The 16,556-nt window shown below is 38.9% G+C and carries 19 protein-coding genes; all 19 read left to right on the top strand.

All coding sequences use genetic code 11. The features are described 5' to 3' along the window. The first annotated feature begins 673 nt into the window (after positions 1-673). The gene (locus APS80_RS07825) at positions 674-2,026 is read left to right on the top strand and encodes an Orn/Lys/Arg family decarboxylase (RefSeq protein ID WP_059107723.1); all 1,353 of its coding nucleotides are present in this window, start codon (positions 674-676) and stop codon (positions 2,024-2,026) included. 2 nt (positions 2,027-2,028) lie between these two features. After that, positions 2,029-2,646: a dTMP kinase gene (gene tmk / locus APS80_RS07820; protein ID WP_059107722.1), complete on the top strand. Its 618-nt coding sequence runs from the start codon at positions 2,029-2,031 to the stop codon at positions 2,644-2,646. 28 nt (positions 2,647-2,674) lie between these two features. Continuing rightward, complete coding sequence (locus APS80_RS07815; protein ID WP_059107721.1) at positions 2,675-3,004, top strand: cyclic-di-AMP receptor; 330 nt, start codon at positions 2,675-2,677, stop codon at positions 3,002-3,004. A 130-nt stretch (positions 3,005-3,134) separates the two neighbouring features. Next, positions 3,135-4,064, top strand: a complete 930-nt coding sequence (locus APS80_RS07810; protein WP_059107720.1) for a DNA polymerase III subunit delta' C-terminal domain-containing protein — start codon at positions 3,135-3,137, stop codon at positions 4,062-4,064. Then, a complete protein-coding gene (locus tag APS80_RS07805) occupies positions 4,064-4,867 on the top strand; it encodes a PSP1 domain-containing protein (protein WP_059107719.1) in 804 nt (267 codons plus the stop codon). Before APS80_RS07810 ends, APS80_RS07805 begins: the two co-directional genes overlap by 1 nt. A 14-nt stretch (positions 4,868-4,881) precedes the next feature. After that, positions 4,882-5,226, top strand: a complete 345-nt coding sequence (gene yabA, locus APS80_RS07800; RefSeq protein WP_059107718.1) for a DNA replication initiation control protein YabA — start codon at positions 4,882-4,884, stop codon at positions 5,224-5,226. 89 nt (positions 5,227-5,315) lie between these two features. After that, the gene (locus APS80_RS07795) at positions 5,316-6,041 is read left to right on the top strand and encodes a tRNA1(Val) (adenine(37)-N6)-methyltransferase (protein ID WP_059107717.1); all 726 of its coding nucleotides are present in this window, start codon (positions 5,316-5,318) and stop codon (positions 6,039-6,041) included. Next, positions 6,034-6,285 carry a GIY-YIG nuclease family protein gene (locus tag APS80_RS07790; RefSeq protein WP_059107716.1) on the top strand — a complete coding sequence of 84 codons (252 nt, stop codon included), beginning with the start codon at positions 6,034-6,036 and terminating at the stop codon, positions 6,283-6,285. The genes APS80_RS07795 and APS80_RS07790 overlap by 8 nt, the downstream gene beginning before the upstream one ends. Before the next feature lies 1 nt (position 6,286). Beyond that, a complete protein-coding gene (gene rsmI / locus APS80_RS07785; RefSeq protein WP_059107715.1) occupies positions 6,287-7,123 on the top strand; it encodes a 16S rRNA (cytidine(1402)-2'-O)-methyltransferase in 837 nt (278 codons plus the stop codon). A 135-nt stretch (positions 7,124-7,258) separates the two neighbouring features. Further along, on the top strand, positions 7,259-9,229 hold the full coding sequence (gene metG / locus APS80_RS07780) for a methionine--tRNA ligase (RefSeq protein ID WP_059107714.1): 1,971 nt from the start codon (positions 7,259-7,261) through the stop codon (positions 9,227-9,229). 26 nt (positions 9,230-9,255) lie between these two features. Then, complete coding sequence (locus APS80_RS07775) at positions 9,256-10,032, top strand: TatD family hydrolase (RefSeq protein ID WP_059107713.1); 777 nt, start codon at positions 9,256-9,258, stop codon at positions 10,030-10,032. Between the two features lie 225 nt (positions 10,033-10,257). Further along, positions 10,258-10,809, top strand: a complete 552-nt coding sequence (gene rnmV / locus APS80_RS07770) for a ribonuclease M5 (RefSeq protein ID WP_059107712.1) — start codon at positions 10,258-10,260, stop codon at positions 10,807-10,809. Then, on the top strand, positions 10,810-11,700 hold the full coding sequence (rsmA, locus tag APS80_RS07765; RefSeq protein WP_059107711.1) for a 16S rRNA (adenine(1518)-N(6)/adenine(1519)-N(6))-dimethyltransferase RsmA: 891 nt from the start codon (positions 10,810-10,812) through the stop codon (positions 11,698-11,700). 99 nt (positions 11,701-11,799) lie between these two features. Next, a complete protein-coding gene (locus APS80_RS07760; RefSeq protein ID WP_059107710.1) occupies positions 11,800-12,063 on the top strand; it encodes a Veg family protein in 264 nt (87 codons plus the stop codon). Between the two features lie 461 nt (positions 12,064-12,524). After that, positions 12,525-13,373 (top strand): 4-(cytidine 5'-diphospho)-2-C-methyl-D-erythritol kinase, encoded by an 849-nt coding sequence (gene ispE, locus APS80_RS07755; RefSeq protein WP_059107709.1) that lies wholly within the window; start codon positions 12,525-12,527, stop codon positions 13,371-13,373. A gap of 14 nt (positions 13,374-13,387) precedes the next feature. Next, on the top strand, positions 13,388-14,212 hold the full coding sequence (gene purR, locus APS80_RS07750; protein WP_059107708.1) for a pur operon repressor: 825 nt from the start codon (positions 13,388-13,390) through the stop codon (positions 14,210-14,212). Positions 14,213-14,230: 18 nt separating this feature from the next. Then, positions 14,231-14,608 (top strand): RidA family protein, encoded by a 378-nt coding sequence (locus APS80_RS07745; RefSeq protein ID WP_059107707.1) that lies wholly within the window; start codon positions 14,231-14,233, stop codon positions 14,606-14,608. A gap of 61 nt (positions 14,609-14,669) precedes the next feature. Further along, on the top strand, positions 14,670-14,981 hold the full coding sequence (gene spoVG, locus APS80_RS07740) for a septation regulator SpoVG (protein ID WP_059107706.1): 312 nt from the start codon (positions 14,670-14,672) through the stop codon (positions 14,979-14,981). Positions 14,982-15,265: 284 nt separating this feature from the next. Next, positions 15,266-16,556, top strand: a 1,291-nt coding sequence (gene glmU / locus APS80_RS07735; RefSeq protein ID WP_059107705.1) for a bifunctional UDP-N-acetylglucosamine diphosphorylase/glucosamine-1-phosphate N-acetyltransferase GlmU, incomplete at its 3' end; no start/stop codon positions are given.

Raw genomic sequence — 16,556 nt, 5'->3', positions numbered from 1 at the left:
TTGGCTCAACTAACTATTTCATTGCTAGACGCACTGAAATAGTGGATTTTCGCCTTCAGCTATTTGCCTCAGGAGTCTCAGGTAAAATACTTCTTTTCAATAAAACTTGATATATAGACATGTAGTGAGCGTTTCTCGCTGCACTAGGAAAAAGTAGAAAATTAAGCTCCTATCAAATTTATTGATAAAATAATCCATTTTCAGAGAAAGCGTTTGAAGCATACGAGTTGAGATCTCGATATAGCGAGCTTACAAGGGATAAGTAATTAAAAAAAGAAAATGATTTAAAATGAAATATAAGTAAAAAATCTACGCAGAGAAAGCGTTTGAAGCGCACGAGTCGAAATTTTGACGCCACGAGCTTACTAGAACGTAAGTGAGTCAGGAAAAATTGAGAAGAGTCGAGATGCGAGCGCTTGTCTCAAGTAGAGAGTCATGAGGCGAGCGCTTGTCTCAAATAGGGTAACCACCTTAGCACACATGGTAGCCTACTTACGTTCCGCGAGAATGGTATGTTCTATCTAACTCACATTTTACAAATCGTTGCGAACCCTATACTGATGTTTTAGTATTGAAAGAGTAATCATTCATCAAAATCAATGCACGTATGGGCATATTGAAATACAGCTGCGTTTACAGTACTTCATTTTCCATTACGTAGAAAGGGCATATTATGAGCCAACCGATTAACAACAAACTCAATCAACTCATACGTAATGAAGCAATTTCTATGCATGTGCCAGGCCATAAAAATAATACGATTGGCGATTTAAACCAACTTTCTATGGCGATGGATATGACAGAAATTACGGGCCTTGATGATTTGCATCAGCCAGAAGAAATCATCGCCGAGAGTATGCAGCAACTCCGCAAGCATCCTGATTATGAAGCGTATTATTTAGTGAACGGGACGACTTCGGGCATACTTGCAGTCATACATGCATTTAAACATAATAGTGGGGATTATCTGATTGCACGAAATGCGCACAAGTCAGTCTTTCATGCGTTGGAGTTAGTACAATGGACTGCTAAAATTTTACCGATGCAGTTGAGCGAGACAACATATCAATTTAAGACACCTCTGACTTCATCATTTATAGAGTATATTAAAGAGAGTAAGTTAGCTGTCTTTACGTATCCTAATTATTATGGAGAAACCTTTGATTTAGCCAGCACGATTAGCGAGCTTCATCAGCAACAGATTCCTGTCTTTATAGACGAAGCGCATGGCGCACACTTTGGTCTCGAAGGTTTTCCTAATAGTGCGTTAACGATGGGTGCTGATTATGTCGTACAATCCTATCACAAAACGTTACCCGCATTAACGATGGGATCGGTGTTATTTGTCCATAAAGATGCACCTCTTCAAGAAGCTGTGAAACAGGGGTTGAATTACTTCCAAACATCAAGTCCATCATATTTAATCATGGCAAGTTTAGAAGCCGCGCACACGTTTTACCAAAATTACGATAGTCAACGATTCTTTCGTAAGCGTCAACAACTGATTGAACAGTTAAATGCCCAATACATAGAAGTTAAGGAAGTAGATGATCCTTTAAAATTAATTTTAACAGTGCCGGGATATTCAGGTTTTCAATTACAGAAAGTGTTTGAAGCCCAACATATTTATGTAGAACTTGCGGATACGTATCAAGTGTTATGGGTACTCCCACTATGGCATGACGGAGATCGTTATCCGTTCGATTTATTATTAAAACGTATTGCACAAATCGACGTACAACCTCAAGTATCGACTGAGCAGCCATCTATGACATCAATGCCAAATTCAACTGCGCTTGGTGCTTACACTTCCGCTACAATAGCTAACTCGAAATGGGTCCCATTGGCTAAAGCACAAGGTGAAATTTTAGCACAGCACATCATTCCATATCCTCCTGGAATTCCTATGATGTTCGCGGGAGAAAAGATCGGTCCGGATATGTTAAAATTATTAGAAAGTTGGTCTCGTTCAAATATGACAGTTGAAGGATTAACTAATAATCATATTAAAGTTAAGGATGAGTAGTCATGTCGGCATTTATTACTTTTGAAGGGCCAGAAGGTTCTGGTAAAACCACAGTCATGAAACGTGTTGCAGAAAAGTTATCTGACACATATGATGTCGTGCTCACTCGAGAACCAGGTGGTGTACCTACTGGTGAACAAATTAGAGAAATACTGTTAGAGGGTGACGCAATAGACGAACGTACTGAAGCGTTGCTATTTGCAGCGTCCCGCAGAGAACATCTGGTTGGGAAAGTCTTACCTGCGTTAGAAAAAGGACAAGTGGTGTTATGTGATCGTTATGTCGATAGTTCACTCGCTTATCAAGGGTATGCGAGAGGAATTGGGATGAAAGAAGTTGAAGCCATCAATGCATTTGCCATCAATCATGTTTATCCTGATTTAACCGTTTATCTAGATGTGAGTGTCGAAGTCGGACAGACACGCATTCAACAAAATCAACGTTCTCAAAATCGTTTAGATCGAGAAACGCGTCAATTTCATGAAAAAGTGATAGAAGGTTACCAACAGATTATTCAACGAGATTCAGCGCGTTTTGCAGTGGTCGATGCAGATCAAGAGATTGACACCGTAGTTGCTACAACGTATGATGCGATCATAAAATATTTAGAAAAATTATGATATAATATAGTGGAGAGGTGTTTTGAAAATGAAGATGATCATAGCAATTGTACAAGACCAAGATAGTCAAGAGCTTTCAGACCAACTTGTTAAGCACAACTTTAGAGCTACAAAATTAGCGACAACAGGTGGCTTTTTAAGAGCGGGTAATACAACCTTCTTATCTGGTGTAGACGACGATCGCTTAGACGATATTTTAAAAGTCATCAATGATACTTGTGGTAACAGAGAACAACTCGTATCTCCAATCACACCAATGGGCGGTAGTGCGGATTCTTACATCCCTTACCCAGTTGAAGTAGAAGTGGGCGGTGCAACAGTATTCGTAATGCCTGTTGAAGCCTTCCATCAATTCTAAAAAGTCTGAGTTGTCCTATATGTGTGCGCATCACATCATTTACGAGCGGAACTGATTGTGATAGAGCTCTCAAAAGCGTAGAGTGCTACATATATGACAACTTTTTTATGTAAAGGAGTAAGTGAAATAGATGGATGAACAACAAATGCTGACGAATGCGTATCATTCAAATAAATTGTCGCACGCCTATTTGTTTGAAGGCGACGACGCTCAGAAAATGCAGCAAGTCGCATTTGCGTTTGCACAACTTATTTTGTGTGATGAGGATTCTCAATGTCAGTTAAAGGTAACTGAACGCAATCATCCTGACTTCATGTACGTTTCTACCGAAGAAAATACATTAAAAAAAGATCAAATTGAACAGCTCGTACGACATATGAATCAATTGCCGATTGAAGGATCTCATAAAGTATATATCATCGAAGACTTTGAAAAGTTGACTGTACAAGGGGAAAACAGCATTTTAAAATTTTTAGAAGAGCCTCCAGAAAGAACAATTGCTATTCTCTTATCAACGAAACCTGAACAAATATTAGATACGATTCATTCTCGCTGCCAACACATATATTTTAAACCGATTGATAAACAGCAGTTCGTACTCAGACTTCAAGATGAAGGGATATCTAGACCTGTCGCTGAGTTGCTTTCTACATATACGACACAACGAGATACAGCTCTGTCTTTAAATGAAGAAGCGGATTTAATGGCATTGCGAAAAGCAATCTTAAAATGGTGCCATCTTCTTTTTAACAATTATGAAATGGCATTGATTGCGATTGTAGATTTATTAAAACAAGCTAAGAACAGACGTTTACAGTTATTGACACTTGCAGCAGTGAATGGCTTCTTTGAAGATGTGATGCATACCAAAGTAGGGATGACGGATCAGTTAATCTACAGCGAGCTCACAGATAGCATGGCCCAATATGGCAACCAATTAGACTATAATCAAATTACTTTGATGTATGATCAAATTACAGAAGCACACAAAAAATTAAATCAAAATGTAAATCCAACGCTGGTTTTTGAACAAATTGTAATAAATGGGGTGAGACAGTAATGCAACAAGTTGCCGGGATAAACTTTAAAAAAGCAGGAAAATTAGAGTATTATGCACCCAATGGGTATACGCTAACAGAAGGACAATGGGTGGTCGTTGAATCTAAGCGTGGTATTGAGATGGGACAAGTGAAATACGATCTATTGGAAGTGGCTGACGAAGACATTACATTACCTTTAAAACAAATTATCAGAGTGGCTACGGACGAAGATATCGAAAAGCACGAACAAAATGAACGTGATGCGGAAGATGCGTTACAACTATGTAAAGAGGTTGTCCAACAACAAGGATTAGACATGCGTCTTGTTAACTGCGAATACATTTTAGATAAATCAAAAGTGATCTTCAATTTCACATCTGATGACCGTGTAGACTTTAGAAAGTTGGTAAAAATTTTAGCGCAACAACTGAAAACACGTATTGAACTGAGACAAATCGGCGTGAGAGATGAGGCGAAACTACTCGGTGGCATTGGGCCATGTGGCCGTTCATTATGCTGTGCTACATTCTTAGGAGACTTCGAACCTGTTTCAATTAAAATGGCGAAAGATCAAAATCTATCCCTTAATCCGACAAAAATTTCAGGTGCCTGTGGCCGTTTAATGTGTTGTTTAAAATATGAAAATGACTATTACGAAGCAGCACGTGCTCAATTACCAGATGTGGGAGAAGTCGTGACGACGCCAGAAGGTTATGGTAAAGTTGTTGGATTAAATATCTTAGACATTTCTATGCAAGTCAAAGTAGATGGTTTAGAGCAGCCGTTAGAGTATAAAGTAGAAGAGTTAGAAACACAAAAATAGGAGGCAGAGCCAAGGTGGATCGACGTGAACTATTTGAACGGCTCTCACAATTAGAGCAAAATGTAAATAGTTTGAATGAAAACATGGCTGCATTAAAAGACGTTGCCGTTGAACTCGTTGAAGAAAATGTTGCACTTCAGCTCGAGAATGATAATTTGAAATCATTGTTTGAAAAAGATGAAGTGGCCCCTAAATCAGCGCAAGCCCATCAAACGAAAGCGAAGAAACCCTTGCGCAGTAAAGACAACCTCGCAAGATTATATAATGAAGGCTTTCACATTTGTAAAGGTGAGCTGTTTGGTAAACATCGACAAGGGGATGATTGTCTGTTCTGTTTAGAAGTGTTAAACGATGATTAGATATAAAATCATGAGTAAAGAAAGATGAGAGAACATGATGCGCTATCTTGAATTATAGGGCATCTTCTTGTCGTTTTAGGGGGATTTACATGTTGCTGCCAAATGAGCGACTCGATTATTTATTAAAGGAAAATTTAAGAATCATTCAAAATGATGACGTGTTTTCGTTTTCGACAGATGCCCTTTTACTCGGTCATTTTACGACTGTACGAAAACATGATCGCATCATGGATTTATGTTCGGGAAATGGTGTCGTTGCACTGTTATTAAGTAATAAAGGGACGCAAGATATTGAAGCAATTGAGATACAATCACAGTTAGTCGATATGGCACAACGCTCTATCGCTTATAATGGATTAGACTCACGGATACATATGCGGCATCTGGATTTGAGAGATGTGCGTCGACATTACCCACCGTCACAGTTTTCACTCGTCACATGTAATCCGCCTTATTTTAAAACAAATCAACGCCATCAACATTTGAAAGAAGCACATAAGATTGCAAGACATGAGGTCATGTGTACACTGGATGATTGTTGCATGGCAACACGGCACCTTTTAAAAGAGGGTGGACGTTTCATCATGGTTCATCGGGCAGAACGGTTTATGGATGTCGTTGAAACGATGCGTACATATCAATTAGAACCTAAGAAAGTGCATTTTGTTTATAGCAAACCGGATCGTTCAGCACAAACGATTGTCGTTGAAGCACGTAAGGGTGGCAATCAAGGATTAGAGATTGCGCCTCCATTTTATATTTATGATGAGGCAGGCGCTTATACGCCGGAAATGAGCGAGATATACTATGGATAAACATTATGTCTATATTGTGGAATGTAATGATGGTTCCTTGTATACTGGATACGCTAAGGATGTCACGCAGCGCGTAAAAACACATAATGCGGGTAAAGGTGCCAAATATACAAAAACAAGAATGCCCGTGGACTTAGTTTATCAAGAAACGTATGACACCAAATCAGAAGCACTTAAACGCGAGTATCAGATTAAACAATATTCACGCAAACAAAAATTACGCTTGATTAGAGAGGAGGACTAACATGGCTACACTCTATCTTGTAGGTACGCCGATTGGTAATATGTCAGATATCACCTACAGAGCAGTAGAAACGTTACAACAGGCCGACTTAATTGCTTGTGAAGATACACGGGTTACGAAGAAATTGTGTAACCACTACGATATCGAGACGCCTCTTAAATCGTATCACGATCACAACAAGGAACAAGAAACCGACAGTCTTATAGAGACTTTGATGCAAGGTAATGATGTAGCACTTGTTTCAGATGCGGGGCTCCCATTGATTAGTGATCCCGGTTATGAACTGGTCGTAGCTGCAAGAGCGCAAGATATCCCCGTGGCGACGATTCCAGGTCCGAATGCGGGGCTTACAGCGCTAATGGCTAGTGGTCTTCCTTCATTTACGTATACTTTTTTAGGCTTTTTGCCGCGAAAAGCGAAAGACAAACAAGCTATTCTTGCTGAACGTATGTATGAAGATAGTACATTAATCATTTATGAGTCACCTTACCGAGTCAAAGATACGCTCAATACGATTGCTGAGATAGATGATACACGTCGAATCACGATAGCACGTGAACTGACGAAAAAGTTTGAACAAGTCACTACAGCGGCTGTCACTGACTTGATAGAACAACTCGAACAGGCCATACCGTTGAAAGGTGAGTTTGTCATCCTCATTGAAGGTGCAGCACCTCAAGTCGATACCGCATGGTTTGAAGCCATGACAATCTCTGAGCATGTGGAATACTATATTGAACATGATGAATTGAAACCTAAAAAGGCGATTAAAGCGGTTGCAGAAGATCGAAATATGAAAACGGGTGACGTTTACGATATTTATCACGAAGTGCGATGAAAAAAGAGGATCATTAAGTGGGATTGCTTCATGCCATAATCCTTTGAAAGACATGGCAATCATCGCAATATCCTTCATTGAAAAGCGACATAAATTTAGATATTATTTATAGTGTATAAAAGAGGAGGAACACGAATGGCGAAAGAAACATTTTATATAACGACCCCTGTTTATTATCCAAGTGGTAATTTACATATTGGGCATGCCTATACAACAACAGCTGGTGACGTCATTGCACGCTATAAACGCATGCAGGGTTATGACGTTCGCTATTTAACTGGTACAGATGAACACGGACAAAAAATCCAAGAAAAAGCACGCAAAGCAGGTAAAACTGAGATTGCTTACTTAGATGAAATGATTGCGGATATTAAAAAATTATGGAAGAAACTAGAAATTTCTAATGATGATTTTATCCGTACAACAGAAGAACGACATACGGTTGTGGTTCAACAAATCTTTGAACGTTTACTTGAACAGGGCGATATCTACCTTGGTGAATATGAAGGATGGTATTCCGTACCAGACGAAACATATTACACAGAAACACAATTGGTAGATCCAGTATACGAAAACGGTAAAATCGTCGGTGGTAAAAGTCCTGATTCTGGACACGAAGTCGAACTCATTAAAGAAGAAAGCTATTTCTTTAATCTATCTAAATATACGGATCGCTTACTCGCATTTTATGAAGAAAATCCAGACTTCATCCAACCGTTATCTCGTAAAAATGAAATGATTAATAACTTTATTAAACCAGGCTTAGAAGATTTAGCTGTTTCTCGTACATCATTTGACTGGGGTATTCGTGTCAAATCTAATCCTAAGCACGTGGTTTATGTATGGATCGATGCATTGGTTAACTATATTTCATCATTGGGTTACTTATCTGATGATGATTCATTATTCCAAAAATATTGGCCAGCTGACGTGCATATCATGGCAAAAGAAATTGTGCGTTTCCACTCTATCATTTGGCCAATCTTACTCATGGCACTCGATTTACCACTACCTAAAAAGGTATTTGCACATGGTTGGGTGCTCATGAAAGATGGCAAAATGAGTAAATCTAAAGGTAATGTCGTTGATCCTAACGTATTAATTGATCGCTACGGCTTAGATGCAACACGCTATTATTTATTAAGAGAATTGCCATTCGGTTCAGACGGCGTATTCACACCAGAAGGCTTCGTCGAACGTACAAATTATGACTTAGCTAATGACTTAGGTAACTTAGTTAATCGTACGATCTCTATGATCAATAAATATTTCGATGGTGAGTTACCTGCATACCAAGGACCTAAACACGAGTTAGATGAAGATATGGAACAACTTGCGTTAGACACAGTTGAAAAATATCAACAAAACATGGATGACTTACAATTCTCTGTTGCTTTAGCTACGATTTGGAAACTCATCAGTCGTACAAATAAATACATTGATGAAACAACACCATGGATTTTAGCTAAAGATGACAGTCAAAGAGACATGTTAGGCAATGTCATGGCACACTTAGTGGAAAATATTCGCTTCATCGCTGTGATGTTACGTCCATTCTTAACACATGCACCTAAAGAAATCTTTGAACAATTGAACATCAATGCACCTGAACTGTTCGAACTAGATAGCTTAACAACATACGGTGCGCTTACGTCTCCAGTGATGGTCACTGACAAGCCAACACCAATCTTCCCTCGTTTGGATACAGAAGCGGAAATTGCCTACATTAAAGAATCTATGCAAGCTTCATCTCCTGCACCTGAACCAGAAGAGGAAAGCAAAGAACAAATCGACATCAAACAGTTCGATAAAGTTGAAATTAAAGCAGCGACGATTACAGATGCAGAACAAGTACAAAAATCAGACAAGTTATTAAAAATACAAGTCGACTTAGGTAATGAACAACGACAAATCGTTTCAGGTATTGCGAAATTCTATCAACCTGAAGATATTATCGGTAAAAAAGTTGCAGTGGTTTCCAACTTGAAACCAGCTAAACTCATGGGCCATAAATCAGAAGGTATGATTTTATCAGCTGAAAAAGAAAATGTATTAACATTAGTTAGCTTACCGAATGCAATTCCAAATGGTGCTGTGATTAAATAACAATAAGATTGAAGGAGTGTTATGTGATGCTAATAGATACACATGTTCATTTAAACGCTGAAGAGTACGAAGAAGATTTAGAAGAAGTGATTCAACGTGCGAGAGATAACGGCGTTGACCGTATGTTTGTCGTAGGATTTGATACCCCTACAATCGAACGTGCGATGTCACTCATAGAGGAATACGACTTTTTATATGCGATTATCGGTTGGCATCCAGTGGACGCGATTGATTGTACTGAAGAACGTTTAGAATGGATTGAATCGTTAGCAGATCATCCGAAAGTGATTGGTATTGGTGAAACAGGCTTAGATTATCACTGGGATAAATCACCCAAAGATGTGCAACAAGATTTACTTCGAAAACAAATCGCTTTAGCGAAACGTGTGAACTTGCCAATCATTATTCATAATAGAGAGGCTACCGAAGACTGTGTCGCAATTCTTAAAGAAGAACATGCTGAAGAAGTCGGCGGCATTATGCATAGCTTCAGTGCGACACCTGAAGTTGCAGATGATGTGATTAACAACTTAGATTTCTACGTTTCATTAGGGGGCCCTGTAACGTTCAAAAACGCACAATTACCGAAAGATGTAGCTGAACACGTACCGTTTGATCGTCTATTAGTTGAAACAGATGCACCCTTCTTATCTCCTCACCCGTACAGAGGTAAACGCAACGAGCCTGCACGTGTCACATTAGTTGCTGAAAAGATTGCAGAGTTACGTGGTGTGAGTTATGAAGAAGCATGTCGACAAACAACAGAAAACGCAGAGAGATTGTTTAAAATTAAAAAAGATTAAACATGTGCTTTAATGGCATGGTTTAGAGCAATTTTGTTAGGAAAAATGAAGCGCTACATGCTAGAAGTGAAGTACAAGACCATTTGAGAGCAGGTATATGAATACTATGGTTAACGGTTAAGACAGGTTCCTCAAGGCAAGATTGAGCTAAGACGATAAAACCGGATAGCTGTTATATAGTTTTCTATACCGCTCTTTTTTTAAATCAAAGAAAGGTGTCTTCAAGTGAAAATAAATGAGTTCGTGGTGGTAGAAGGTAGGGACGACACTCAGCGCGTGAAAAGTGCAGTAGAGTGTGACACGATAGAGACAAATGGAAGTGCAATCAGCAAGGAAACATTAGCGGTGATTGAACAAGCGCAAGAAACGAGAGGCGTCATTGTACTCACTGATCCTGATTTCCCGGGTGATAAAATTCGTCATACGATTCGAGATGCCATTCCAGGTGTCAAACACGCATTCATCGATCGTACTAAAGCGCGAAATAAACGTGGCAAAATCGGTGTAGAACACGCGCAACTGTCAGATATACAAGAAGCTTTGAGCCATGTTAGCACCCCTTTTGAAGAGGGAAACGAAACAATCAGTAAAGCAGTATTGATTGATTTAGGTTTGATCATTGGTCCAGATGCACGGAGAAAAAGAGAAAAGTTGGGAACCAAATTACATATTGGGCATTCGAACGGGAAACAATTGGTTAAGAAACTCAATGCATTCGGCTATACAGAAGCGGATGTAAGGAAAGCATTAGGTGAACCAGAAGGGAGTGACGATTGATTGGATCATAAAGACATCGCAACACCGACGCGTACAGCTGCTTTACTCAAACAATATGGGTTTAAATTCAAAAAAAGCTTAGGACAAAACTTTTTAGTCGACGTAAATATTATTAATAAAATCATCGAAGCGAGTGAGATTGATGCGAACACTGGAGTGATTGAAATTGGTCCAGGTATGGGATCATTGACTGAACAACTCGCGAAACAAGCGAAACATGTATTAGCGTTTGAAATCGATCGTCATCTCATCCCGGTGTTAGACGATACGTTAGCACCTTACGACAATGTGACGGTTGTGAATGAAGATATTTTGAAAGCAGACGTCTCAAACCATGTCCAACAGACATTAGCTGATTGTGATCAAATCATGGTCGTGGCCAATTTACCATATTACATTACGACACCGATTCTACTGACGTTGATGCAACAAGATCTGCCTATCGACGGTTATGTTGTGATGATGCAAAAAGAAGTGGGTGAGCGCTTGAATGCTGAAGTTGGAACGAAAGCATATGGTTCATTATTTATCGTGGCACAGTATTACACAGAAACGAGCAAGGTGCTGACAGTGCCGAAATCTGTCTTCATGCCGCCACCCAATGTCGATTCCATTGTCGTTAAGTTAATGAAACGTCAAACGCCTCTCGTTGAAATAGACGATACGGATCAGTTTTTCAAATTGACGAAAGGTGCGTTTAGCCAGCGCCGTAAAACGATTTATAACAATTACCAAAATCTCTTTTTCGAAGGAAAACAACACAAAGAGGCGATACGTACGTGGTTAGAATCAGCAGATATTGAGACGAATCGACGTGGTGAAACCTTGTCAATTCAAGATTTTTCACGACTTTATCACGAATTGAAAAATTTCCCAGAATTAACGTTTTAAAGAGTTGACTTCTCTCCTACCTATTGATAGAATTGAAATTTTATTTGACAATATCTCGCAAAATGTGTTATTATACAATATGTAGCGAGGTGGGGCAATATGCCAAAATCTATTGTAGACATCAAAAATTCACTTGATGATCATTTAGGAAACCGTGTTTTACTTAAAGCAAACGGTGGTCGTAAAAAAATAATTGAGCGTAGTGGTGTTTTGAAAGAAACATACGCATCCGTATTTATTGTTGAATTAGATCAAGATAAATACAATTTTGAACGTGTTTCATATACATATACAGATGTATTAACAGAAAACGTTGAAGTTTCTTTTGAAGAAGATAGTCAACAAGAAGCAATTGCACACTAATAATTCAACTTACATTTTAATCAGTGATGTAAATGAATTATCGCGTTTTATTCATGCTGTATTGAATGAAACGCAGGCGTTTTAACACCGATCTATTATACGGGAACAGGTACCACAGGCTAAATGAAATAGATGAGCCTATGACCTGTCCCCGTTTTTTCGTTCGCGCTCATTTTCTACACATCTCATTGATGAGCCGTTGTTATTTTCCTAAATTAAACATCATTCAAAGGTTGCCTTCTTCAATACATATTATTGTTATAAAGTTTCAAGTAAATGTTTATTCCAAAAATTTTTTCATGTAAAATAAATATTTAAGTCATTGGATCAATATTAATAAATCAAAAGTACAGTATGTTGCATCTTATACACCAAGGTAACTTAGTTATCACACACGTATTCATGCGCCAATATGTTAAAATCAATACATTACCATATCGACTATGAAAGAGGGTGAAAAGATGATTTATGAAACAGCTCCGGCTAAAATAAATTTTACGCTAGACACACTCTTTAAGCGTGCTGATGGTTATCATGAAGTGGAAATGATTATGACCACGATTGATCTAAATGATCGACTTTCTTTTGAAATACGTAATGATCAACAAATCGTTGTTGATGTGGAACAAAATTATGTTCCTACAGGGGTTAAAAATCTCGCCTATCAAGCGGCTAAATTAATGCAAGAAACGTACAATATAGATTCAGGCGTCACGATAAGTATAGATAAAAATATTCCCGTATCAGCAGGTCTCGGCGGTGGCTCTACTGATGCAGCAGCAACGATGCGCGGTATGAATCAATTATTTGATTTGGGGCTTTCGATGGATGAACTGCGCACGCTTGCGTTAGAAATTGGTACAGACGTTCCTTTCTGTATTCAAGGTCAGACAGCACTCTGTAAAGGGATTGGCGGTAATATTGAGCTGTTGAATAAACCACCTTCTGCTTGGGTCGTCGTCGCTAAACCTAACGTTGGCTTATCTACACCAGAAGTCTTCAGACAGCTCAAGCTCGTGGAACCCTGTAAGACTTATACACATATGTGCGTTGAGGCATTACAAAATGGAGATTACCAACAACTTTGTGAAAGTTTGTCAAATCGCTTAGAGATAGTTTCGAACGAGATGCATCCAGAAATATTAAAGTTAAAGCACAATATGCTGAACAGTGGGGCTGATGGTGCAGTGATGAGTGGCAGCGGTCCTACCGTTTATGGCTTAGCTCAAAAGGTCAGCCAGGCAAAGCATATTTATAACTCAGTCAATGGCTGCTGTAACGAAGTATATTTAGTAAGATTATTAGGATAGAAGGGATGAGCTAAATGCGGTTTAAAAGAAGCGAACGCATCGTATTTATGACGCAATACTTAATGAATCACCCAAATGAATTAGTGCCGCTCACTTTTTTTGTTCAAAAATTTAAGCAAGCTAAATCATCAATCAGTGAAGATGTTCAAATAATTAAATCTACATTCCAAAAAGAAAAATTAGGTACCGTGATCACAACGGCAGGGGCAAGTGGTGGCGTGACGTATAAACCAATGATGAGTAAAGAAGAGGCGAGAGAAGTAGTCTACGATGTCATTGAACGTTTGCGCGAGAAAAACAGATTGTTGCCTGGTGGTTATTTATTCTTATCTGATTTAATGGGTAACCCCACTTTATTAAATCGCGTAGGTAAGCTCATCGCCACGATCTACATGGATGAAGATTTAGATGCAGTGGTGACAATTGCAACGAAAGGGATTTCCTTAGCCAATGCAGTTGCGGGCGTATTGAATTTGCCTGTTGTCGTGATTCGAAAAGATAACAAAGTCACTGAAGGCTCCACCGTTTCCATTAACTATGTCTCAGGTTCTACACGTAAGATTGAGACGATGGTGTTGTCTAAACGCACACTACCTGAAAACTCTAATGTCCTTGTCGTAGATGACTTCATGCGCGCTGGCGGGTCTATCAACGGCGTGATGAATCTCATGAACGAGTTTAAGGCGCATGTGAAAGGGGTATCAATCTTAGTAGAATCTAAAGAGGTTGAACAGAGATTGATTGAGGATTATACGTCGCTGGCCAGATTATCTGATGTCGACGAATATAACCAACAATTCACAGTCGAAGAGGGCAACAGTTTAGATAAATTTTCTTAAAAGGAGCGATTTTGCAGCATGAAGACGATTAATACTTCTAATGCACCTGAAGCATTAGGCCCATATTCCCACGCAGTGGAAATCAATGGTCTCGTATATACATCAGGACAAATTCCATTGAACGTAGATGGTGAAATCGTAAGTGAAGATGTTCAAGCCCAAACAAAACAAGTGCTTGAAAATGTAAAAGCAGTACTGAAAGAAGCGGGTTCAGATCTTGAATCAGTAGTAAAAGCAACCATATTCATTTCTAATATGGATGACTTCCAACAAATTAATGAAGTGTATGGAAGTTATTTTAGTGACCATCAACCAGCGAGAAGTTGCGTTGAAGTTGCAAGATTGCCAAAAAATGTTAAAGTTGAAATTGAAGTTATATCACAAGTGAATTCGTAATATAGCTTTAATTAATTATTTATTAGGCTTCTATATAAAGAGAACTAGGGGGGCTCACTACATGAAAGTGACAGATATAAGACTAAGAAAAATACAAACTGACGGAAGAATGAAAGCACTCGTTTCGATTACTTTAGACGAATCATTTGTTGTCCATGATTTACGCGTAATCGAAGGCAATTCAGGCTTATTTGTCGCAATGCCAAGTAAACGCACACCAGATGGTGAATTCCGCGATATTGCGCATCCAATCAATTCAGAAATGAGACAGGAAATCCAAGACGCTGTTATGAAAGTTTACGATGAAACAGACGAAGTGATTCCTGATAGAAATGCGCAATCATCCGATGAAGACTCAAACGAGGAAGCTTAATAAAGTTTATAAAATCTTAGGTATAAGGGTTGGATTTTCTCACGATAGGAAATCCAACCTTTTCTTTATGATAAAAGCAAACATTTGAACACCTCGATGACTGCGCGTCTCTTTTTCTTAGTTGGACGATTGTTTTTCGGTTTGGGTGTATTGTACCCCATACTATATCTTTGCAAACATTAATTTTCATAAAAGAAATTCATCAAGTAATTGCAACTTGAAAGTTGGCATCTCGTTAAATTATAATGATAATGTAGTGTATATTTTACTGGAGGGTAGCATTCATGCAAAGACGTGCAATCATACTAGCGGCAGGCAAGGGTACGCGTATGAAATCGAAAAAATATAAAGTGCTACATGACATCATGGGTAAATCGATGATTGAACATGTAGTACAGAACGTTAAAAGTTCTGGTGTAGACCAAATTGTGACAATAGTTGGGCATGGTGCTGAAAGTGTGAAAGAAACATTAAATGATCAATCATTATATAGTTTTCAACAAGAACAATTAGGTACTGCACATGCTGTCAATACGGCAGCAGAACACTTAAAAGGAGAGTCAGGTACGACACTAGTAGTTTGTGGGGACACACCATTGGTTACCGCAGAAACGTTAAATGCGTTAATCGAACACCATGAAGCGCACCACGCACAAGCAACTGTATTATCTGCGACTGCTCCAGATCCATATGGCTATGGACGTATTGTAAGAAACGAATCACAACAATTAGTTAAGATCGTAGAACAAAAAGATGCAACAGCTGCAGAACAACAAATTACAGAAATTAGCTCTGGTATCTTTGCATTTGATAATCAAACATTGTTTCAACAACTAGAGCATGTTAAAAACGACAATGCACAAGGCGAATATTATTTACCTGATGAATTGTCACTCATCCTTGATCAACAAGGTACCGTAGAGGTTTATCATACAGATGATTTTGAAGAAATCATGGGCGTGAATGATCGTGTTATGTTGAGTCAAGCTGCGAAAGCTTTACAACGCCGCATTAATCACGAACACATGAAAAATGGTGTGACATTTGAAGATCCTGATCATACATACGTTGGGATTGATGTTCAAATCGGAGAAGATACTGTTATCGAACCGGGTGTCACATTGAAAGGTCATACTGTCATCGGTGAAGATACGGTGATCGGCCAACATTCTGAAATCACTGATAGCCAAATCGGTTCTAACGTTAAAGTGAAACAATCAGTGATCGATGATTCAACAGTAGGTGACAATGTAAAAATTGGACCGTTTGCACAATTGAGACCTGGTTCTCACATCAGTGATGAAGTCAAAGTCGGCAACTTTGTAGAGGTTAAAAATTCAACCGTTAAAACAGGTGCCAAATTACCACACCTTAGTTACATTGGAGACGCAACGATTGGCGAACGCACGAACGTCGGTTGCGGTTCTGTAACAGTAAATTACGATGGTAAAAATAAATTCAAGACAACGATCGGTCAAGATGCCTTTATCGGATGTAATACGAACCTGATCGCACCTGTGAGCGTAGGAGATCGCGCACTCACTGCTGCAGGTTCTGTCATTACAGATGAAGTGC

It is taken from the genome of Staphylococcus auricularis, from assembly GCF_001500315.1.
Lineage (GTDB): Bacteria > Bacillota > Bacilli > Staphylococcales > Staphylococcaceae > Staphylococcus > Staphylococcus auricularis.
Note: the sequence above shows the minus strand (reverse complement) of the source record. Positions and strands in the feature narration are given on the sequence as shown.